The 20,973-nt window shown below is 56.7% G+C and carries 14 protein-coding genes and 2 tRNA genes; 7 read left to right on the forward strand and 9 right to left on the reverse strand.

From position 1 onward, the window contains the following. From WCT10_05550 to WCT10_05570, 5 genes are all read right to left on the reverse strand, one after another. A partial coding sequence (locus tag WCT10_05550) for a hypothetical protein (GenBank protein MFA6604265.1) occupies positions 1-417 on the reverse strand: 417 nt, incomplete at its 3' end. Between the two features lie 132 nt (positions 418-549). Then, the gene (locus WCT10_05555) at positions 550-6,144 is read right to left on the reverse strand and encodes a fibronectin type III domain-containing protein (GenBank protein MFA6604266.1); all 5,595 of its coding nucleotides are present in this window, start codon (positions 6,142-6,144) and stop codon (positions 550-552) included. Between the two features lie 95 nt (positions 6,145-6,239). Next, positions 6,240-7,223, reverse strand: a complete 984-nt coding sequence (locus WCT10_05560; protein ID MFA6604267.1) for a hypothetical protein — start codon at positions 7,221-7,223, stop codon at positions 6,240-6,242. Positions 7,224-7,495: 272 nt separating this feature from the next. Then, a complete protein-coding gene (locus WCT10_05565; protein MFA6604268.1) occupies positions 7,496-8,671 on the reverse strand; it encodes a hypothetical protein in 1,176 nt (391 codons plus the stop codon). Between the two features lie 494 nt (positions 8,672-9,165). After that, positions 9,166-9,954: a hypothetical protein gene (locus WCT10_05570; protein MFA6604269.1), complete on the reverse strand. Its 789-nt coding sequence runs from the start codon at positions 9,952-9,954 to the stop codon at positions 9,166-9,168. Positions 9,955-11,215: 1,261 nt separating this feature from the next. Here WCT10_05570 and WCT10_05575 point away from each other — a divergent pair. The 4 genes from WCT10_05575 to rpsT all read left to right on the forward strand — a co-directional run bounded on the left by WCT10_05575 (position 11,216) and on the right by rpsT (position 13,292). Then, positions 11,216-11,290, forward strand: a tRNA-Arg gene (locus WCT10_05575). Between the two features lie 258 nt (positions 11,291-11,548). Beyond that, a tRNA-Ala gene (locus WCT10_05580) sits at positions 11,549-11,624 on the forward strand. 331 nt (positions 11,625-11,955) lie between these two features. Further along, a complete protein-coding gene (locus tag WCT10_05585) occupies positions 11,956-12,903 on the forward strand; it encodes a DNA recombination protein RmuC (GenBank protein MFA6604270.1) in 948 nt (315 codons plus the stop codon). Positions 12,904-13,022: 119 nt separating this feature from the next. Then, positions 13,023-13,292, forward strand: a complete 270-nt coding sequence (rpsT, locus tag WCT10_05590) for a 30S ribosomal protein S20 (GenBank protein MFA6604271.1) — start codon at positions 13,023-13,025, stop codon at positions 13,290-13,292. 184 nt (positions 13,293-13,476) lie between these two features. Here rpsT and WCT10_05595 read toward each other — a convergent pair whose 3' ends face one another. From WCT10_05595 to polA, 4 genes are all read right to left on the reverse strand, one after another. Then, entirely contained in the window at positions 13,477-14,397 is a 921-nt protein-coding gene (locus WCT10_05595) for a site-2 protease family protein (protein MFA6604272.1), read from the reverse strand. Positions 14,398-14,525: 128 nt separating this feature from the next. Further along, the gene (holA, locus tag WCT10_05600) at positions 14,526-15,506 is read right to left on the reverse strand and encodes a DNA polymerase III subunit delta (protein MFA6604273.1); all 981 of its coding nucleotides are present in this window, start codon (positions 15,504-15,506) and stop codon (positions 14,526-14,528) included. 57 nt (positions 15,507-15,563) lie between these two features. Next, positions 15,564-16,376 carry an RMD1 family protein gene (locus WCT10_05605; GenBank protein ID MFA6604274.1) on the reverse strand — a complete coding sequence of 271 codons (813 nt, stop codon included), beginning with the start codon at positions 16,374-16,376 and terminating at the stop codon, positions 15,564-15,566. A 122-nt stretch (positions 16,377-16,498) separates the two neighbouring features. Continuing rightward, entirely contained in the window at positions 16,499-19,267 is a 2,769-nt protein-coding gene (polA, locus tag WCT10_05610; GenBank protein ID MFA6604275.1) for a DNA polymerase I, read from the reverse strand. Between the two features lie 137 nt (positions 19,268-19,404). On the opposite strand from polA, the gene WCT10_05615 reads away from it, so the two are divergent. The 3 genes from WCT10_05615 to WCT10_05625 form a co-directional block, all read left to right on the forward strand. Beyond that, positions 19,405-19,962: a hypothetical protein gene (locus tag WCT10_05615; protein MFA6604276.1), complete on the forward strand. Its 558-nt coding sequence runs from the start codon at positions 19,405-19,407 to the stop codon at positions 19,960-19,962. 157 nt (positions 19,963-20,119) lie between these two features. Further along, a complete protein-coding gene (locus WCT10_05620; GenBank protein ID MFA6604277.1) occupies positions 20,120-20,566 on the forward strand; it encodes a hypothetical protein in 447 nt (148 codons plus the stop codon). A 211-nt stretch (positions 20,567-20,777) separates the two neighbouring features. Further along, a partial coding sequence (locus WCT10_05625; protein MFA6604278.1) for a hypothetical protein occupies positions 20,778-20,973 on the forward strand: 196 nt, incomplete at its 3' end.

The raw sequence follows: 20,973 nt of genomic DNA on the forward strand, positions 1-20,973 counted from the left end.
ACCGGTGTCGCAGGTGAGGGCGCTGCCAAGAAGGATCGAGGCGACGCCGCCAGTGAAAGTAGCGTTGACCTTGGTCGGGGTGCCGGTGGCTGAGCCGTCCAGCGAACAGGCTGTGAACTTCTGATTGCCAGCCGTGGGATCGTCGTAGATGGTGAGTTTGAGTTTCTTCACGCCATCGGCAACAGCCACACCGGCGGCATCGGTCAAACGAAGCTGATAATTCAGGATACGGTTCGAGGAGGGGCCGGACGCGTCAGCGATAAATCCGATCGGCGATACGATAGCCGTGATCGCCAAGAGCAACGCCAAAAACTTCCTCATCGGATCATCTCCAATGTGGTTTTTCAACTTAAACCAGATAAATTTTGGCCACGCAGACACTCGCATGTCTTTGTTGGGTTTTTCGTTTTTGCCCAAATAAGGCAATGACACCTTACCTGAGTGATGGCCCCCTTTTATTAAACAGGGACCGGAATGCGGTCAGGCTTACATATATATAGCCCCTGACCGCACAGCCGTTCGCTGCTTACCGAAATGGTTGTAATGAACTCACTTACTCTTCGGATCCTCCGGCTTCAGAACATCGCGTTTCTCGCCTGGATGCGCCTTATTCGTATCCTCGATCGGTTTTACCTCCGGGTGTGCGTGCGCCGAGTCCTCGAGCAGTTTCGTTTCCGGATGTGCGTGCTCAGCGTCTTGGACAAGCTTGGTTCGCGGGACGGCCATGCCGATGGCAGGCGGAGTTGCGGGGCGTATCGGGACCGGAGGAGTTGTTGCTGGCGTTACGACCGGTGCGGCCGCTGGCTTGTTCTTCGCCAGATTCTGCAGCATCTGCAACTCCCAGGGAATCTTTTTGGCTGGAGCGGGTGGCGTTACGACCGGCGACACTGGCGGAGCGGCTGGCACAACCACGGAAGCGATGGGACTAACCGGACCTGGCGGCTTCGACGGACCCTCCGGAGGTTTCACCTCTGACTGAGCGCCAGGTTTCGTATCACCAGGCTTCCCAGCAGCGCCGCCGGCAGCTTTGCCGAGTCGGACATTCATGCCGACGATTCCCTCTTTGACCTTCTGTTCATCATGCAGGTCGACCGGACCCTTCTGTTCCTTCTGATAACCAGGCTTCTCGAAAGTCACGTAGTAGACGTTGCGGCCGACCAAGAAAGCGTAGCGGCCGCGATTGTCGGTGATCTGCGTCTCGAGCAGTTTGTTGAACTTGGATTCGAAGATGCGGGCGAGCGCGTTCCGGATCGGTTTGCCGGTCTCCTTGTCGTAGACGATGCCCCAGTTCTTTGGTTTCACCACCAACGAGAGACGACGGAAGACGATATAAATGACTATATTCAGAGCGAGCAGTACGAGCACGATGATCGACGGATTGATGATCGCCGCGGCAGCCATGGCCAGAATGCTCAGGATACTGATTGCGCCGGTGGCGCGGCGGCCAATGCCGGTCCAAACGATGTGGCGCTGAGTCTTCTCGACCGTTACCGGATCGACCGGAATATTGACGGTGATCGCGGCATTGCCGCTGGCTCGAATGACCTCGCCATGATAAAGATCAACATATTGCGCATCCTCTTTGGCCATCTTCAGGTACTCGGTCGGGAATACGCAGCCGATCTTGCTCACCGCGAGTTTGTATTCGCCGGCCGCGACGATGAAGAAGTAACGACCATCCTTGTCAGTCACAGCCGAGCGCAGAATGCGACCAGTCTTCGCATCGAGCAGGCGGACGATAGCGAGGTCGACCGGAAGTTTCGTGAGCGCGTTGAAGACAATACCCCACTTCCGGCGGCGGCGGCCGAAAAGCAGCGCTGGATGAGTGATGAAACTCAGAAGATACATGAGGTACGGGATGCCAGTGGCGGTCGCGGAACCGACGGCGGCGGCGTTCATGACGGCCACGGCCGCGGCGGTTGGCGCGGCCACGCTCTGGACCTGCTGATCGACGATCGGATTCCTGATGACTTCAGCGGCGTCTTCGATGACGCCCTTGGCGACATAGACAGCTTGATCAGTAATGACCTGGGCAACATCAGCGGCCTTCTCAGCGGCCGTACCCGGTCCGGCCAAAACATCCTGGATCTCCTTGGCTGGCGGCGGCGGCAATTTGATCATGTTCAACCTGGGAGCCACAACGTTCTCTTGGTTGATAGGCAAACCCAACGTCTCCTTGTCGCGATAGCCTTCCTTTTCAGCCTTAAGTTTGTAGATTCCCGGTTCAACAATGAAGCTAAAACGGCCGCCATCACCGGTGATCTGCGGATTGGCCTGGCCCGAAGCGGCGCCATTCCAAAGACCGAAGTTGCCGCCGCCCATATCCTGAAGCAGGGTCACGCGGGCGCCCGAAATCCCGACATCGCCGATGTCATCAACCGTCTCATAGACCTGGCCGAACGGCACGATATTGAAGAACCCGATCACCGTATCGCTCGTGTCATCTTCATAATTAACGATGACCGAGAATTGATGACGACCGAGGGCGCTGGAGGTCGTGACCTGACCCTCGTAGCTCCGCGTCGGCTGCATCATGTATGCCGAATTCTGATAATTCACGTAAGCGGTTCTGATCGGTTTGATGATGGCCGCGCTCGGCAGATAAACCGCGACAGTCATTGATGGGAAGACGGTCAAAGTCGCGCTGGCCGCATCCGCGCGCAGCCGAATGCGGGACGAGGTGGCGTAGAACTGCAGATCATCAAAGTTCAGTTTCTCGGCTTCTGTTACGCTCGGCTGTTCCTGGACGACTGGCGGCTGGACCGGAGCGACCGGACAATCTACGGCGCAATTCAGGCTGTTCTCCGTACCCTCGCAGATGCCGTTGCCACAGATGGTCGTTGACGGCTGGAAAGTATCCACGACGCATTTGCCGGCGGAACACTTCTTGCCGGCGCCGCAAACGTAGACCTCATTCGCCACGGCGCTGGAGGCGCAGAAATATTCGGCTACTGCGCCCGGACCAGCACAAGCATCGTTGTAGGTGCCCGTACCATCCACGGCAGTGCCTTGAACCTCATAGATCTTGCCGCCGTCGGAATCAGTACAACTTGGCGGCGGTGGCGGCGGAGCGGACGCGGTCGGCGTGGCGCTCGCGAAAGTTCCGGAGGCGAAATTGCCCCGCGCGTCATAAGCGAAGACGCCGTAATGATAGGTCGTATTATTACTGAGCCCCGCGTCGAGACGATTATCGGTCATGCCGTCATAAACGATATTGCCGTCAGCCGGCCCGATCGGCGCGCTGCCGACTTTGCGCATGACGCGCACGCCAGCGAAATCAGCATCCCCTGGATTGGTCCAGATCAGCTGCACCACCGCGTCACCGGCGACAGCGGTGAATCCAGCGACATTGGCTGGCGGCGTGGTATCGGCCGGAGCAAGCGGCGTCGCCGCGACTTCAACGCCCGCGGACATATTCGGAACCGCATCGTAGGTGTAGGCCTTGTAGCAATAAAGAGTGCCGTTCGCGAGACCAAGATCTATCCTACTGGTCGCAATGCCATCATAAACCACCGTGCCGTCACTCGACGTCGCCGGGCAGGTCAACGACTTACGGACGATCTTCACGCCCTGGAAGTCGGCGTCAACCGGATTGGTCCAGGCTAATGTGATCTGACCATCGCCGGACACAGCCGTGAAACCAGTCACTTCGCCGGGAGCGGTGGTATCCGGCGGTCCCATGGGCGTCCCGTTCGCCACGGCTCCGGAAGCGTAATTCGGCACGTCATCGTACGGGAAGATCGCATAATAATATGAAACCCCGTTCGTGAGCCCGAGATCGACGTGGGAAGTACCCGCACCCGTATAGACGACCGTGCCGTCATTCTGATTGATCGGGAATCCGGAGGTCTTCCTGAGCACCTTCACGCCCTGGAAGTCGGCGTCAACCGGATTGGTCCATTCGAGCGTCAACCGCGATTCGCCCACCGTGACCGTGAATCCCGTAACGTTGGCCGGCGACGCAGTGTCCGGCAATGTCGCAAACGAGTTATTGCCAGAGAATGTCTCCTGGGCCAGCACGTCGGTCGAGCGGACGCGGAAATTGTAGGTCGCGCCCTTGGTGAGACCGGTCAGGACGACGAGATGATTCGTGACATTCGCCGCATCCGTGACGGTCGAACCGTACGCCGTGGTTGGTCCGTAATTAACCGTTGAGTTCGCGGCCGTATCAGTCGTCCAAAGGATGCGCGCGCCAGTCTGGGTGATGTTCGTGACCTGGATGGACGAGATCGTCGGCGGCGGCGGTTTCAGCGTCTTGAAAGTGAAGTTGCCCGAAGTCGCCAGATTGTTTGCAGCGTCTTTGGACTTCACGCGATAATTATAAGTCGCATCCGGAGCCAGGCCGGTGAGATCGACCTGGTGCGAAGTCGTCGCGATCGCATCGCTCTTCGTCGAACCATACGCGACGGTCGGACCGTATTCAACGAGCGAATCGGCGGCTTCGTTGGTGGTCCAGGTGATGCGCGCACCCGAGGTCGTGATATTAGTTGTCGCCACCAATGTAATGAGCGGCGCGGTCGCGTCCAGAGTTTTGAAAGTCGAGTTTGCGCTGATGGCTTCGTTCGCGGCGACATCAGCGGAACGGACGCGGAAATTATAGGTCGTATTTTCGCTCAGACCGGTCAGACTCACCGAGTGCGAGGTGGCAAGCACCGCATCGCCGGCGGTCGAACCATATGCGACGGTCGGACCATAATCAACATAGGAAGTCGCGGCTTCGTTGGTGGTCCAGGTGATGATCGAGCCGCTCACCGTGATCGAGGTCGCGGCGACGGCAGTGATCGTCGGCGGCGCAGAGTCTGGCGGAGCCACAGTCGCGAATGTGGCGTTCGCGACAAAAGATTCATTCGCGGCGGCGTCGCCAGAACGAACGCGGTAATTATAGGTCGTGCTGGGCGTAAGTCCGGAAAGCGTCACGCTATGGCTCGTGACCGAGTCAACCTGGCCGGCGCTCGAGGTATAAGGCGGCGGCGCAGCCGAACCATAATCAACATAGGAGGTCGCGTTCTCGTCAGTGGTCCAGGTCACCACGGCGCCGGTCGAAGTGATGTTCGAAACGACGACATTCGAAATGACCGGCGGCGTCTCATCAAGAGTGGTGAAAGTGGCATCCGTCGAACAGGCTTGGTTATTGTTGCCGTCGGAAGAACAGACCTGGTAGTGATACAGTACGCCCTCGCTCAATCCGGAAATTGCGAAGCTGTGCGTGAGGATCAGCGCGGCGTCGTTAAACGTGCTGCCGTACCCAGAGGTCAAGCCGTAACGGATGAGCGAGTTGGCGCCCTCGTTCGTATACCAGCCGATGGTAGCCGCAGATTTAGTGATGCTGGTGACGGAAATTCCCGAAATAGCCGGCGGCGTGGTATCTGGCGGCGTAATCGGTCCGCCGCCTTCAATGGCACATTCGGCCGAACAGCCGTCACCAGGCAGGATATTGCCATCGTCGCAACCCTCGCCCCATTCCAGAACCCCATTACCGCAAGCACCGACAATCGCGGCCGTGACCGAAACGGTAGCAGCATCAATGATCGAGACGGTCAGAGCGCAAGTCTCACCCACGCCGCCGCAATCACCTGCCGCATTCATTATTATAATGGCGTATGGACCGGAGACGCCCGGATTGGCCAGCGTGCCGCCTGGAGTTTCACCTTCAATAACAAGAGTAATGAACGCCCCGACCGCGCTGGCGGTGAAAGAAGCGCCGCAGGGAATGAACCGGAAAGCTCCGGCGGCAGTATCAACAGCAACGCCGATATTATTGACGCCATCGGCACAAGCCACGGTCGTGACGCCCGCCCCCTGATTAACCGCGTCAACAACACGCACCGTACCGTCTGTGAAACTGAAGTCGGCCTGGGCCCAGGTCCCAGCCAGCGCGAACTCCGGCGGCAGGTCCACAACGACTTCCTCGCCGGAGGCAAAAGTATTGCCAGCCGAAAGATTAAAGCTGATCTGGTGGCGCGAAGTCTCGGAGATCTGCTGATTGCTCAACATATCCCGGCGGTTCGAGATGCTCGTGGCCGAGACGAACCAAACAGCCGCCGTGAGCGCGGCGATGGCAAAGAGCGCCAAACCCATCACGACATTCAGTCGTTTGAGCTTGGCGTCGATCGCCCTCGGTTGGTTGTCAGACTTCTCGATCATGATCTTTTTGGCTCCCTATTATCTGACTCCGTCTCTCCCTGACTCCCGCACTCCTGCACTCTCAAACTCCCTGACTCCGTCTCTCCCCAACTCCGTCACTTCTTATTATTATCTTTCTGATACTTCTTAATGATCGACCGTTTGTATAATTTCATCGCTCCGATGAACAGCAGGATCAACAGCAGGATGATGCCGCCCGCGATACACAAGATGCGCCACGGCCAAACATAGAATTCGCGGGTATCGGTCACGATCTTGTTCTGCTTGCCGTAATTCAGGACCAGCATCGCTTCGTATTTGCCGAAAGCGAAATTGTTCCACTCTTTGAGCAGCTCCGAGCTGCCGCTATCGCCAGCCGCGCGCCGCCAGCCGAACTCGAACTTCCGGATACTGGATGGCAGGACGCTCCGAAAATCAGAATTGACCGGGATGCTGGCCACTTGGCGGCCGAACATGTCCTTGATGAACAGATTGCCAGTCGGGCGCAAATGAGTGTTGCCGGAGTTTTCGAATCGCAGGAAAAAATTCACCGGCAGGTAGTTGTACCAGACCCGCGGATTCTTGAAACCGAACTCTGCGATACTGGCGGTCTCTTTCGCTTCGCCGCTCACATCCACAAAAATGAGCATGCCGATCTGCGCAGCGACGCCGACGCCCTCGCCGCTGATCTCCGGCGGCTGAGTCGAAAGGATGATGGCTCCGAAATGGCCGCCCGGCTGAGCGTTGACCGGCACGTTGATCGAGAACGGCAGATTGACCCGGTCGCCAGGCTGCAGAGTGAACGGCTCGGTGGAATCCATTTTCACCCAGGTCGCGAGCGCGGTGCCGTACGGGTCCTCATCAGCGTCATAGAATACCGGCGAACCCTCTTCATCGCCGCTCGTGAAATTATCCACCACCGGATAAAGCGTGATCGGAAAAGGATTCTCGTTGTAGGCTTTCAGAACATCCATGACCGTGTCGCCTGGATCCAGCGAATAATCGACGAAGATCGGCGAAATGGTGATAGCGCTGGCGCCGCTCGGCCACAGCATCGCGGCGATGGCCAGGGCGAATAACGAACCGAGAATTTTTTTCATAAGCTGATCGCTTATTAATTTGATAGTCGTTCTTGATTCTCCGACTCGACTCAAGAAACATTCATGAATCTTCCCTGAGTCGCATCGAAGGTTTTCCTGTTCTCACTCCAGCACTCCAGCACTCTCCCAACCCCCTACCTCAACAACCTCCGACCGCGGACGACGTCCAGGTAATAGTCCCTGGACGCCGCCCGTAGTGCCTGGCTCACCGCGAAGCGGTGTGCCTGGCACTGGCACAGGCTCACCGCGAAGCGGGGTGCCTGGCACTGGCACTAGAACGTGCCGGTCGCGCGGAAGGTCAGAACCGACTGATAGGTGTCGGCCATCGTCGTGGTCGCAGAAGCGGCTTTGATGAGAATGTCGATAGCCTGGTTGGCAGTGCCATAAACCGGATTGCCACCCGAGTTAGCGATTGGCTTGAAGGAATCGGCAACGCCGCCGACCGCGTGAGTACCACAGGCGCCGTTATACGGCTGAACGGCCGTAATGGTGCCTTCGCCCACATCGAGGGTGCCATTGACGCACAAACCGTAACCCTCCGTGCCAGGTGCAAGCGTGGTCGCCGCGGCATCAGCCCAGGTGGTCAACATGTAGTCAGGCGTGGCTTGGCCATCCAAACCGAAAGCCGTGTTGTTTTTGACCTCGACGACCGCGCCGCCATCGGCATTGGTCTGGAGATCAAGACAAACGTGATTCGCGCCCGTGGCGACTTCGGTTGGCACGACATTTCCCAGGCTCACAGAGTAAGGACCAGCAGACTCACCGGCGCAGACGCCGCCCGGCACATCAATGTCGAATACCATGACAGACTGGATAGTCGCGGTCACCGTGACGTAATCGTAGTCAACGATGGCTACCTTGGCGGTAGCACCAATATCGGTGATACCGCTAAGCGTGATCGAGTATGAACCTGTGCCTATAGCAGGATTTGTGACCTTGGAGGCACTAAGAATATTCACCCCGATCGTCGTGACACCAGCCGTGACAGCTGTGCTGTCCGTGCAGAACTGGATGAGGAGTACGCCATCGGTGGAGAGGTCATACCTGACCTGGTTGGCAGTGGCGGTGCAGGCTACACCGTATGTGTTAGCGCCATCTTGAGCCGCCACAGTCTGCGGCGTGCCAGCAACAGTCACCTGAAGTTCGGTAGCATCACCGACAGACAGTGTGTTTGTCCCTGTGAAACTTGGCGCTCCCATGGTAATCGTCAGGGCCGGCGGCGCGGCATCTAAACCGGCAATGCTGGCGCCAGACACGAACGACATGGTATGCGTAGAAAGCGCCGAGGCTTGCACGCGCGACATCGTATCCGAGAAGACGGTCGACGCCGCCTTCACGGGCACTACCGGCGCCCAAAGCGAGAGCACCATGGAGAGCGCGGTCACTTTAGCGGCCAGTTTAACGAATTTATTTTTCATGTTCTTGTCCTTTCCTTGAGGCGATAGCACACCGGCTTCGTCGTTCTTCCACTCTCGAGCTATGGAAGATAGCTAACTAAGAGACGGAGACGGTTCGGCGCTTTAACGCGCCAGACGGGATATCGCCCTGGAATTAAGTTTTTAAGACCTATTTATTTTTGGTCCTGAGCCTGCTTCGCGATCGTCAACCGCCAAGCATTCTGTTAGTTTCGTTCCTGGCCGGACCGACCAAGAATATATCGACCTTTAGGGGAAAACCCCTCGACTCAGGCTAATGCCTTCGCTCGAAAGATGTTTCCCGGATAAACCCTGCGAAAAAGCGGCATACGCGTTCCCAGCGACCCTCAGGTTGTAGAGTGCTGGGTTGGACCCTCCCGCGCGAGAAGGATCCTGCCGGCATTTTTCATTCGCGACTTACACCAGTCGCGATGTCCGTCTTCCAGCCTGATTTTCGGCTGAACCCCGGGCATCGCGGTTCGTATCATCGCTGGTTGTAATGACCACTCCCTGACTCCGTCTCTCCCTCAATATGTACTCGTCATAATGAACGTCAAGGTGTCGGTATAATCCGTCGCCCCTGGCACAGTGTGGCTAATTGCCGCTTTCACCAGAATTTCCGCCGCGCCATCATCGAAGTAGTCGCTCGCGCTCAGGATCGTTCGGTTCGTCGAGTCCAGAATGCCGACATCGTGCCCGGTGGTCTTGGTGCAGGAGCCGTTATAAGGCGCTGTTTTTGTCAGGTTGTTGCTCGAGAAAACACAGATACCGTAGCCAGGCGTTCCTGCCTCCAACGATGCGGTGGCCGAAGCCATAGTGTAGGGCAGGCTCGGGCTATGGAGGCCGCTACTAGCGTCGCGCACCGCGATGACAGTGCCGTTACGCGACGGGGAGCTGGCAGTGATAAAGACCGACTTCACCGTCGAACCATCCGAAGTTTTCACCGCTGCGGGCGACAAATTACCGAGAGCAACCGGATCCCCAGGCGTACCTGGCGACGCGTACCCGACTCCGATACTCAAAGTCAGTGATGGCATTCCAGAAAAACACTGATAGCCGACGCAGGCGCCATAGCTAGCGCTGGTAAGCCCCTCGCCCGTAGCCAATTCACCGAACGTATCCTCGACGATGTAGTTGCTTGAAGTGGAGCGGGCGCCGCCGATGTTCAAAGAATCGGACTGGACCCGATAGTTCGTCGACGTCATGTAGTCCGCGGAGGCAATTGGGGAAATAAAAAACGCGGCAAACATAACAAAAGCCGCGCCGACAGCTTTAAATATTATTGAGGTTTTATTTTGGTGTGTTGGCCCAAGCATGGCAGGCTTTTTTTTGCCGTGTTCAGAGTAATCGCTCTGATGTATATATTGTATCAATTTTGAGAATGAGGGTCAATGAGTCTATATATGCCAAATCTTCTCTAAAACAAGCCAAATAATCGAGGCCTGTTCATAAGTTTTTCAATCATTTTTTGACTACTGAACAATTACGTTGTTCATGGCCGGACTTATCCACAAAATACCATGTTTTCCCCCGTTTTTGACCGACTTATCACCAACTTATTAACTTTTCAGCCCTTTTCCACCCAAAACCACCAGACAAAAATCAACCCAAAACCGTCTGACGACTTTTTTGGGGGGCGTCCGGCTAGAGCCCAGATCGTTCGACTGCTTGATCGCCGCCTTCACCAGCCTGTCCTGAGGAGCTCAGATTCCGCCCTCGCTCGAAGAATATTTAGCCTGAGCGTTGATCAAAAAATCCAGGCACAACGTCCTAATTATTTTGAGAGTTGTGAAGAGGCGGGGTCAGGAAACTCCGCGACTCCGGTTCTCCATGACTTCGTATCTCAAAAAAACCAACAACAGACTATGTGTCGTAAAATATTTAATTATCATCAAATGACCTTAATCTTAAGAGATTTAATTTTGCTTGATTAGTGAGCCTGTCGACTCAATTTCTGTCCTTACTCGAAGAATATTAAATACTAACGAAAACAACCCGCGGTTTACCCCGGACTCACCACAAAATGTTTCACGTGAAACAAAAAAGCCCTGAAATAGGGCTTGTTGATTCCCAGACGAGAATCAACGATCGACGACCGCGCGACATCATGGGTAATAGTTGATGCTGTTACCCTACTCTAGCGGCGGCAACCTTTGCAGGCTCTGAACTATCGCTTCACCAAAGCGCTGGGAAATAATCTGCAAAAGGTAGACTAGGCCCCAGCAAACAAATATTACTGCCAGCAGCAAGAATAAAACCCAGTGATATAATTTGGCGGCCAAACTACCCTCTTTATCAAAATCGTTCTGACCCACGATTGCCTCCTGTGGTTTGAAAAGAACTGTTCTGAGCCTATTATTTTACACCTCAAATGTCAAGGCTTATTTAAGCTCAATGTTTCACGTGGAACATCGCGGATCGAATTGGCACAAACAAACAAAAAACCCATAAAATCGTCCTTGCCGATCAATTCCGGAGATTAAGATTGTTTCACGTGGAACAATCATGATTAGCTCTATCAGAGGCGTCTTTACAGCCTCTAAAAAGCCTGCCATAATCTCCTGGCCTGACTCCCCTGCCCTCATAGTTCAATGGATAGAACAAGTCCGTCCTAAGGACAAGATGGAGGTTCGATTCCTTCTGGGGGCACCACATCAACCTGCAGGCAGCACGAACACAGGCGCGAATGAAAAAGAACCTCCACCTGTGCAAAACATGTTGATGCCGGACGATTTCAAGCTTGAGCATGGCCCGAGGGCTGTGGACAGGTCAGGGACTCGACAGAACTTTGAGCATCAAATATACTGACGCCTGGTGGGCTTAGATCGCGGTCACCGCAAGTCCAGTTGACCAGTATTTGGTCGCCCACGGATGACAACCAGCCCTTCGACAACATCCAAAGCCCCAAGCGGGCCCGTAGCTCATTTGGTAGAGCGCTGCATTCGCATTGCAGAGGTAGCGAGTTCGAGCCTCGCCGGGTCCACCAACCAACAAGATCCAGTCGCACCAGCGGCTGGATTTTTGATTCTGCAGCGCTGCAAAATTACGGGATTAACAAATGCGAGTGGTCGTTAAAATTTATGTTTCGTGATTCACGGATCAGCAAACAACATCAGCAACAAAATCAGAGCTGGGCGATCACCGGAACAACCAGACCACTGCCGATAAAAGTGTAATTAACACGCATATTTTTTCAATAATAATACTGGTAATCCAAATAAGCAGATTGTGCTGTATTAATATGATATCTTGCGTCGTAAAATAACCATACTGCTGATTTGCTAGCGACTGGCGCACACTGCTATACTTAGCCTGTTATGCAAAATATTCTTCTCGCGATCATCCTGGTTGTTTCTTTGGCAGCGGCCGCGGCCGTCTATGCTCTCGCCCGCAAGGTGCAGGATCTGAAAGACTCCCAAACCAACGACAAAGGCCTGGTCATGTTGAACCAGAATATTCAGGGCATGCGCGAGAGTCTCGACCGGACGAACGAGTCTCTGGGCAACCGACTCGACAAGGCGGCCCAGGTCGTCGGCGCGGTACAAAAAGAACTGGGCGTCGTCCAGGAGCGGTTCAAGGGGTTCGAGGCTTTCAATGACCTCTTGCACCCGAAACTGCGCGGTAACATCGGCGAGCAGATCCTGTCGGACATGTTGGCCCAGGTCTTCTCGACCGAACATTATGCGACACAATACAAATTCCGTGACGGGCAGACCGTGGACGCGGTCGTGAAGACCAACGCCGGTATCATCCCAATCGACTCGAAGTTCCCGTACGAGAACTTCCACCAGCTGACGAAGGCTACGAACGACGAGGAGCGCCGCGTCGCGGCCAAGGAGTTCGGCAAAGCCGTGAAGAAGCATGCGGACGACATCGGCAAGAAGTACATCCTGCCGGACGAGGGAACGGTCAATTTCGCCGTCATGTATGTGCCGTCCGAGAACATCTATTACCACATGCTGACCGACGAGGAGAACGACCTGATGGGTTACGCCAAGAGCAAGAACGTGCTTGTGACCTCGCCGCACGGATTCTTCAACTTCCTGCGGGTCGTACTGACCGGGCTCGAACGGAGCAAGCTGCAGGAGCAGGCTCAGAAGATCTGGGACGTGCTAAAGGGGGTCCAAGTCGAAGCGGTCAAGTTCGAAGAGACGTTGGGTGTGCTTTCGGGCCACATCACGCGAACCAAGGGCGCCATGGACGCGGCTCAGTCCGGTTACGCCAAGCTGACCAGCCGGATCGACCAGGTGAAGCTGATTGAGTAGGGGACTGGCGGCGGGCCTCCGTATATTCAATCACGGCTAACGGCAGGAATAAGTATTGACGCCACGGGAGAAATGACGTAATCTGCGACTATTCCGTGAATAATCATCGTAAATAAGCTATGCCGATCAAGAAAGCCGCCGAGAAGGCTCTGCGCCAGACCAAAAAACGGACCGCGCGCAACCTGAAGATCAAGGAGACCATTGCGTTCCTGCGCCGGTCGATCCGTAAGGCCACCGAGACCAAGGACGTGAAAAAGGCTGAGCAGCTGGTGAAGTCGCTCATCCAAGTCCTCGACAAGGCCGTCCAGAACCGGGTCATCAAGCTGAACACCGGCAGCCGGACCAAGTCGCGCTTGGTGAAGGGGCTGAACAAGCTGAAGAAGCAGTAAATTTCCGACCGAAGAACGGGGCCGCCAAGGCCCCGTTTTTGTTTCCACACTTTATCCCCAAAAGGTGTCAGGTACTTTTGGGGTGCTAAAGGTGTCAGGTACCTTCTGGGGAATAAAGGAATAAATGATACTTACCCAATAAAAAGACCCGTCGCAGAGGACGGGTCTAGAGGAGCGAAAAGAACTATTGGCCGATAACCTTGCCGGCGAGCAGCCGCAGAATATCGGCGCGGAAGCAGAGATAGATCAGGCCGAGGAACAGCGGCAGCGTCAACCAGGTGTACGCGGCGACAAGCTGCTTGCCGTAACGTCCGCCGATCTTCTCCAGGATCAGGGCCAGGATGTGGCCGCCGTCCAGGATCGAGAGCGGCAACAGGTTACAACCAGCGAGTGCCGTATTGATGGCGTAGAAGAAGACGACATAACTCAGCGCCATTTCACCGAACGTCGGGGTCGTAACCGCCACGGATGCGCCGTACTGGATGATACCAATCGGTCCGGCAACGCCAGCGGCAAAATTGCTGAAGCCGTCGACTAGCGTCTGAACGATCACGTAAGGCGTGGTCAACCAAACCTTGAATGGTCCGATGATACCGACAGCCACCAGCGCCAGCCAGTCCGGCAAGAACCCGGATAACGCCTGCGCTAGCGGATGCAGATCAGCCGGCATCTTGCCGCCAGTGGCAAAAATAAGACCGATCAGGGTGACGCAGGCCGCGAGCGTGTTGAAGAACATGCCGGCCAGATACACCTTGATCTTGGACCAATGGCTGGCTTCGGCCAGCGAGCCTGGTCCTTCCGCCACAGGCCGAGTGTAGCCGCCGAACAAGATTGGCTTGATCTTGAACTCCGTACCGCTCTTGAGCCGCCAGCTCCAGATCGTCGGCCCGAACCCGATGGTGAATTCCGGAACTACAATGCCGTTGCGTTTCATGGCAACGTAGTGGCCGTACTCATGCACCAGGATGATCAGACTCAGGATCAGGATGGAAATGGCCGCGCCGGGGCTGTAGCAGGCGCAGAAAACGTAAGCAGGCAGGGTAATGGTCCGCCAAATGCCGACAGCATGCGCTTTATACCACTCAGACAAGGCTTTGAAATCCATGGCTACCTCCCTCGGATTCCTAAAATTGTCAGGGAACTGGAATGACCTTAACCCGCGCGACCGGGCGCGTCAAATCAAAAAGACCGGGGTCGGCCCCGGTCCGCCTGATGATCCAGCGGTTCCTATTACTAGCCAGCGGCGCAGGTTGAACTGAGCCGGACGGCGAAAATATCGAGCAGGGCGCGAGCTTTGCCGCCGCCGGTCTTGAGCGAGCGTTCGATCTCGACGAGATCGGCGTGGCGGTCGGCAAGCGTGCGCAGATCAAAACGACGCGCCGCGACCAGGGCCTTGCCGGCGACGAAAGGATGCGCGCCGCAAGCGGAAGCCAAAGCGCCGCTGTCATTCAGCCCGCGATCGAGTTGGTCGCGCGCGGCGATGAGCAGACGGAAATGTTTCTCGAGCAGCGTCACGATCTGCATCTCGGCCATGCCTGACAAGAACAGTTTCTCCAACGCGGCCAGCGCCAGGCGATCGCGGCCGGACACGCAAGCATCCAAAAAAACGAAGAACGCGTCCGCTTGCGCTTCGCTCACGAGTTCATGAACATCGGCCGGCGCGATCGAGGCCGCGCCGCGCGCCTGGACGTAAGCGGCCAGTTTGGCGATCTCCTGGCACAGGCTCCAGGAATCCACGCCGACGAGCGCGATCAGATCCTGCGCCGCGCGCGGCTCGATGCCGACGCCGGCGGCCTGACACTCCTCGCGGATCAGCTGGCCGGCCGCTCCGACATCAAGCGCCGGAAATTCCAGCGAAAATTTTTCTTTGGCCAGGTCGGCAAAGAGGGGAGAGCGGCGCAGTTTGGCGGCGCCAGCTTCTTCAAAAAAAACCGCGTTCGTGGTTTCGGGCAAACGAGTCAGAGCTTCGACCAGATTCGTTTGCAGCTCGGCCTTGGCGGCGGACAAAAAATGTTCCAGGATGACCAATTTTTTCTCAGCCAAAAACGGCGAGGCAAACAACGCTTCGCTGACCCGGGGCCAGGCGGCATCAGCGGCCCGCAACACCACGGAATTCAGGCCTGACGGGTCGCGCTGGGCGGCAAACTGGGAACGCACGGACGCCAGCCGGCGCCGCGACCGAAAATTGTCCTCGCCGTAGATAAGGAAACGCATGGCTAGATTATACCAAAAGCGCCCGCATCGCGGGCGCTGATCTTATGAACAGCTTGTTCACATGACGCCGAGCATGGCCAACAGGATCTCCACGGCGATCAGCACGATGATGATGACCTCCATGAACTCCGCGCGCTTCGTGCTGATGATGTTGATGAGCATCTCCGAACTGTCCTTGATGAACTCCAGTTTGAACCGCAGCGCTTCGAAGCGGTCGTCGAGTTCGAACATCGAACGCAGCTTCAGGAACAGCGCCTCGGCGTCCTTGTCCTCCCAGGCGATGTCCGGCTTGTCGAGCAAGGACAACCTCGTCACCATGAAATGCACCATGTTGCCGCTCATACCGACGGTCTTCAGGATACTGCGGGTGTTGGTGGCCACGAGCTTGCCGTGCGCCTCGAGCACGCCATGGATGCGCTCCAGGGCCTGCTGGGTCTCGGCGATGCGCCGCTCGACGAAATCGATCGCCACGGATTGCGCCATGACGTGGGAGATCAGCAGGAACCTTTCCAGGGTGAACTGTTTCAGCTGGACATGGCCGAATTCGACGCTCTCCGGCTGCTCGGGTTCGATCATGATGGCATAATCTTCCGGCAGCACCTTGGGATCCTTGCCCTCGGCCATCTCTTCGCCATAAGCAAAACGCTTCAGGAGTTTGGCGATCTCTTTCTTGTCCTCGATGCCGCAAACGGTCACGACGCCGAAGGCGTAGACGCAGACATAATGGCTGTCGCCCGACTGGTAGACGAGCAGATTGCGCTCTTTGCGCACCAGGGACAATAATGGCAGGTCAAGATTCTTCTGCTCGATCTTGGCTAGATCAAGCGAATTCCTGACGTAATAAGCGAGAACCTGATACTTGGTGGCCATATGGCTTCAGGATAGCCTACCGCCCGCCAAGGAGTCCAGTTGGCTGCTTGATTATGGCCGATGGCTCGATGGAATATAAAAGCACCGCTCACAGAGCGGCGCCTTCGGCTAGTGACTATCAACTACTCGGCCAACCGCACCAGATCGCCCCACCGTTCGCCAGCACTGAGATTGACCGCGATCGGCACGTCGAACTTCCTGACGCCGACCATGAGTTCGCGGATGACCGGCGCGACCTTGCTAGCGAGCGCTGCGGGAACTTCGAAAATGAGTTCGTCGTGAACCTGGATGATCAGCCGCGGCGCTTCCTCGCCCTCGCCGTAGTCGCGGCGGAGACGCTCGTCGATTTGCGTCATGGCCAGCTTGATGAGATCGGCTTGCGTGCCCTGCATCGGCATGTTGATGGCCTGGCGCTCGGCCGCAGCCTTCTCACGCTGATTCAACAGATGATAATTCGGGAAAAAACGGCGGCGGCCAAACAACGTCTCGACGTAACCATCCTTACTCAATTTCTCTTTCATCGCCTCGATGTAATCGGCGAGTTCGGGATTCACGGCGAAGTAGCGGTCGATGAATTCGCGCGCCTCCGGCATCGTGACGCCGGAACTTTCGGCGAGCCGCTGCGGGCCCATGCCGTAGAGGATGCCGAAATTGATCGCTTTGGCGATGCGCCGCTTCGACGCGGCCTCGGCCTCGCCCCACATCTCGACCGCGGTGCGCCAATGGATGTCCTCGCCGGCCAGGAACGCTTTGGTCATGGCTTTCGCTCCGGTGATGTGCGCGGCGATGCGCAACTCGATCTGCGAATAGTCGGCCGCGAGCAGGACACAGCCTGGACGCGCAATGAAAGCGTTCCGCACGCGGCGGCCGAGATCGGTCTCGGCGGTCGGGATATTCTGGAGGTTCGGATCAGACGAAGACAGCCGTCCGGTCGCGGTCACGGCCTGATTGAAACTGGCGTGGACGCGCCCGGTCTTCGCGTTGACGAGCGCCGGCAGCGCCTCCACGTAAGTCGAACGCATTTTCGCGACCTCGCGGTATTCCAGGAGGGCGTCAATGATCTCATGGCGGCCGCGCAATTTCTCGAGCTCCGCCGCGGCGGTCGATAAAGCCTTGTTTTTAGCGGTTTTTTTCAGGCCGGCGGAAGAAAGCTCCAGCTTTTCAAAAAGTATCCGGCTGACCTGTTTCGGGGAATTGATGTTGAACTCTTCGCCCGCCAATTTATGGATGCGCTTTTCCAGCTTGGCGATGTCGCCGCCGAGCTCACGCGACAATTTTTGGAGATAAGCCGCGTCAATGGCGACGCCGGTCCGTTCCATGCGGGCCAGGACCGGAACCAGCGGCAGCTCCAGGGTTTCGTTGAAGTTGGCGAGTTGCAGCGCTTCCAATTTATTGCGCAGCTCGTCAGCGAGCGGGAGCAGCTGCGGCAGTTCGACCTGCAGGCGCGCGAGCTTGGCTTCGACGCTGTCGTCCTTGGCATCCGCGGCCGGCAGTTGGCGGAAGTAGGCGAGCAGGGCCTCGAGCGAATTGCGGCGCTCGCCGGAGAAGATCAGGTAGGACGCGATCATCAGGTCGAAACACGGATGGGCGATGGTCCAACCCAAAGAATAAAAAACATTGATCTCGCGCTTCAGGTCGTGACAGACCAGCGTGGGCTTCTTGCCGCCATCCGCGAAAAATTCTTGCAGAGATTTTTTTCCGCCAGCAACAGCTTTCTTGGTCAGGATGTAATGATGCGATCCGTCGGTGAGCCCGAGACCGATAAGGCCGGGCGCGATCGGGTCGGCGCTCTCCGTGGACGAACGGAACGCGATGATCTTGGCGTGCGCGAATTCGGCGACGAGCGCGGCCACGGCTTGGCCGTCATCAATGATCGTGACCGGCTCGCTGATCGCGGCCGGACGCGCGGCGGCGTCTTCAATGGTCGGGGCTGACGGCTGTTTCGCAGCCTCGTCTTTCAGTTCCGAAGTTTTCGCCGGCGCCGGCTCCGAACCCTCGGGCAGCTGCTGCAGCAATCTGGCGAACTGGAATTCTTCAAAGATGTCGCGGACCTGCGCTTGCTGGGGCAATGAAAAAACGGCTCTATCAAGCTTAAAATCAACCGGCGCGTCGCGGCGGATGCGGCACAGGTCGCGGGCTTCGAAGGCTTCTTTTTTGCCGGCCAAAAGTTTTTCTTTGGCCGCGGGTCTGATCTTGGCCGCGCGCCGGTCGTCCTGCTCCAGCGCCGCGTAGAGCTCGTCCAGGGAACCGAATTCGGACAGCAGCGCGCTCGCCGTGACCTCGCCGATGCCTTTGACGCCGGGGATGTTGTCCGAGGGATCGCCGCGCAGTCCTTTGTAATCGACCATCTGGTCGGGACGCAGGTTGAAACGCGCGCGCACCGCCGCGTCGTCATAGACGACCATGTCGGTGATGCCGCGGCGCATGGTGTAGACGCGCGTGCGCTCGTCGACGAGCTGCAGCGTGTCGAGATCGCCGGTCACGATGAGAACGCCGACCGCGGCGTCGGCCGCCTTGGCCTGTTCGTTGATGGTGCCGATGACGTCGTCGGCTTCGAAACCCTGGGCCGTGAAGACCGGTACGTTCATCGCGGCGAGGATCCGCTCGATGAGCGGGATCTGCGCATAGAGTTCGTCCGGTTTCTTTTCGCGCTGTGCCTTGTAATCATGGAACTGTTCGTGGCGGAAAGTCTTGCCTTTGAGATCGAACGTGACCGCGAGATGCGTCGGTTTGAATTCGCGGACGGCGCCGAGCAGCGTCATCGTGAAACCGTAGGCGCCAGAAATCACGCGGCCATCCTTGGTCGCGAGCGGCGGCAAAGCATGCCAGGCGCGGTACAGGACCGCGTTGCCGTCGATGATCATCAGCAATTTTTTAGCTTCAGCTGGCATAAGTTGAGCAGATACAGGATAGCATATCGGCCCCGAAGCGTCCTTGCCCCGGCAACGGTCCCGGTGGTTGACGTTTGGCCTAATTATTGTCTAAATTGGCTTGTCCTTTGAAAATAAGATCCAGTCGAGGAGAAACCATGAAAAGAAACGGACGGATCACGAGTCAGATCGTCTTGATCATCCTGTCGCTCGCGATGACCGCGAGCGGCGCCAGTTACGCCCGGGTCGAACCAGCGATCGGCGGCCAGATCAGGCTGATCGAACGCGGGGCCAGATTATTCTATCGGTTCGAACGCGGCGCGGAGAAGATCTGTCTCGCGCTGCCCGGATCCTCATTCGAGATCATCGCGATCTACCGGAGCAGCCTCATCGGCGCCTCTGACCAGTATTTCCTACGCTACTCCGACGCGGACAGCGAGGAATTCTGCCGGCAATTTTCGCGCGAGACCCACAAATGCGGGTGGTGTCTGGAGCGCCGGCAGCAATACATCAACGGTCAGCGGCCGGGAAGCCGCCCACTCTGCCTCAACAGCGAGATCTTGTACGCGCGCTTCGATCAGTTGGAGGAGCTGCAACGGACGGAGATATTTTGCCTCAAGAGGAGCGCGGACATGAAAGCGGACGAGATGCGGGAAGCCAAAAGACTGGCCGACTTCATGGATAAACTCCGCGAGGAATTGGACAAGAAACCCTGACGACCGATCTTTCAGCCACTAGACCAGAAGCGCTCGCTTCTGGTTTTTTCTTTATTGCTTTCGCCTTATTGACAAATCTTCGATTCATGACAAGATGGCCACATTCTTTGACAACCAAACGGTCTGATGACCGAAAGGAGTTATTGCGATGACGTCGATGAATCCATATCGTTTCTGCCTTCTCTGCTTGGTTGCGGCATCCGCCGGCGGTTGCAATCAGAGCCCGATTGGCGACCAAGTCATGCTTGTCGGCGACTACAGCATACTGCGGATCAAGCCCGACTTCGGCCTGTGCAACGCCGAATCCGGAAGTGTACTGACCGTGATTGGGACCTATAAGTGGTCATACAATGAGCCCCACCCAGACGGCCAGCTCATGGCACAGGCGACAAGCTACTACGTCGCTTATACTGCACCCGCAACTCCGTCGCATCCCACCGATGCCTGCCGCGACGGCGATATGCTTGAAGTAGGCCAATACGACTTTGAAGAATATCGGGAGATCAACGCAAAAATAACGGCCAAACAGCACGAGATCCAGCACCGCAAGGATTTCGAGAAGAAAGTCTACGAAAAACAAACCGGACAACATCAGGCCGAATAACCGTAACGACCGATCTTTCAGCCACCCGACCAGAAGCGCTCGCTTCTGGTTTTTTTGTTGGACTATAAAAATCTTTCGACTATGCTCAAAAAAATTTGATATCCCCTGAATTTGGCCGACGCGGACCAATCCCCCTTCTCCCGCGTTTGTGACGCGGGATGCGGGGGATTCGCATTTTTTATCCAATCTCGGCTGACGCCGAGATTTTCTGATGGAGGAGAACAAAAGACGCCCGCTCGAGAGAGAAGGGCACCTTTCGCTGTTTTTGTCTTTGAGAGCGAAGCGGGCCAGCTCAGCTGGCCTCACCTCGCTCTTTTCGCCCGGTCATCTTATTAATGAAAGCAAAGCTGAGCTTTGCCCGCATTATTCTATGACCGAGCTGAGCTCGGTGGAGGCCCGGGCGGGAG

Source organism: Patescibacteria group bacterium (assembly GCA_041667185.1).
Taxonomy (GTDB): Bacteria; Patescibacteriota; Patescibacteriia; order SG8-24; family SG8-24; genus JBAYFM01.

Excerpts from the sequence above, each read along its gene's own strand:
- WCT10_05555 (MFA6604266.1), bottom strand. The coding sequence starts at position 6,144 with ATGATCGAGAAGTCTGACAACCAACCGAGGGCGATCGACGCCAAGCTC.
- WCT10_05560 (MFA6604267.1), bottom strand. The coding sequence starts at position 7,223 with ATGAAAAAAATTCTCGGTTCGTTATTCGCCCTGGCCATCGCCGCGATG.
- WCT10_05570 (MFA6604269.1), bottom strand. The coding sequence starts at position 9,954 with ATGCTTGGGCCAACACACCAAAATAAAACCTCAATAATATTTAAAGCT.
- WCT10_05585 (MFA6604270.1), top strand. The coding sequence starts at position 11,956 with ATGCAAAATATTCTTCTCGCGATCATCCTGGTTGTTTCTTTGGCAGCG.
- rpsT (MFA6604271.1), top strand. The coding sequence starts at position 13,023 with ATGCCGATCAAGAAAGCCGCCGAGAAGGCTCTGCGCCAGACCAAAAAA.
- WCT10_05595 (MFA6604272.1), bottom strand. The coding sequence starts at position 14,397 with ATGGATTTCAAAGCCTTGTCTGAGTGGTATAAAGCGCATGCTGTCGGC.
- holA (MFA6604273.1), bottom strand. The coding sequence starts at position 15,506 with ATGCGTTTCCTTATCTACGGCGAGGACAATTTTCGGTCGCGGCGCCGG.
- WCT10_05605 (MFA6604274.1), bottom strand. The coding sequence starts at position 16,376 with ATGGCCACCAAGTATCAGGTTCTCGCTTATTACGTCAGGAATTCGCTT.
- polA (MFA6604275.1), bottom strand. The coding sequence starts at position 19,267 with ATGCCAGCTGAAGCTAAAAAATTGCTGATGATCATCGACGGCAACGCG.
- WCT10_05615 (MFA6604276.1), top strand. The coding sequence starts at position 19,405 with ATGAAAAGAAACGGACGGATCACGAGTCAGATCGTCTTGATCATCCTG.
- WCT10_05620 (MFA6604277.1), top strand. The coding sequence starts at position 20,120 with ATGAATCCATATCGTTTCTGCCTTCTCTGCTTGGTTGCGGCATCCGCC.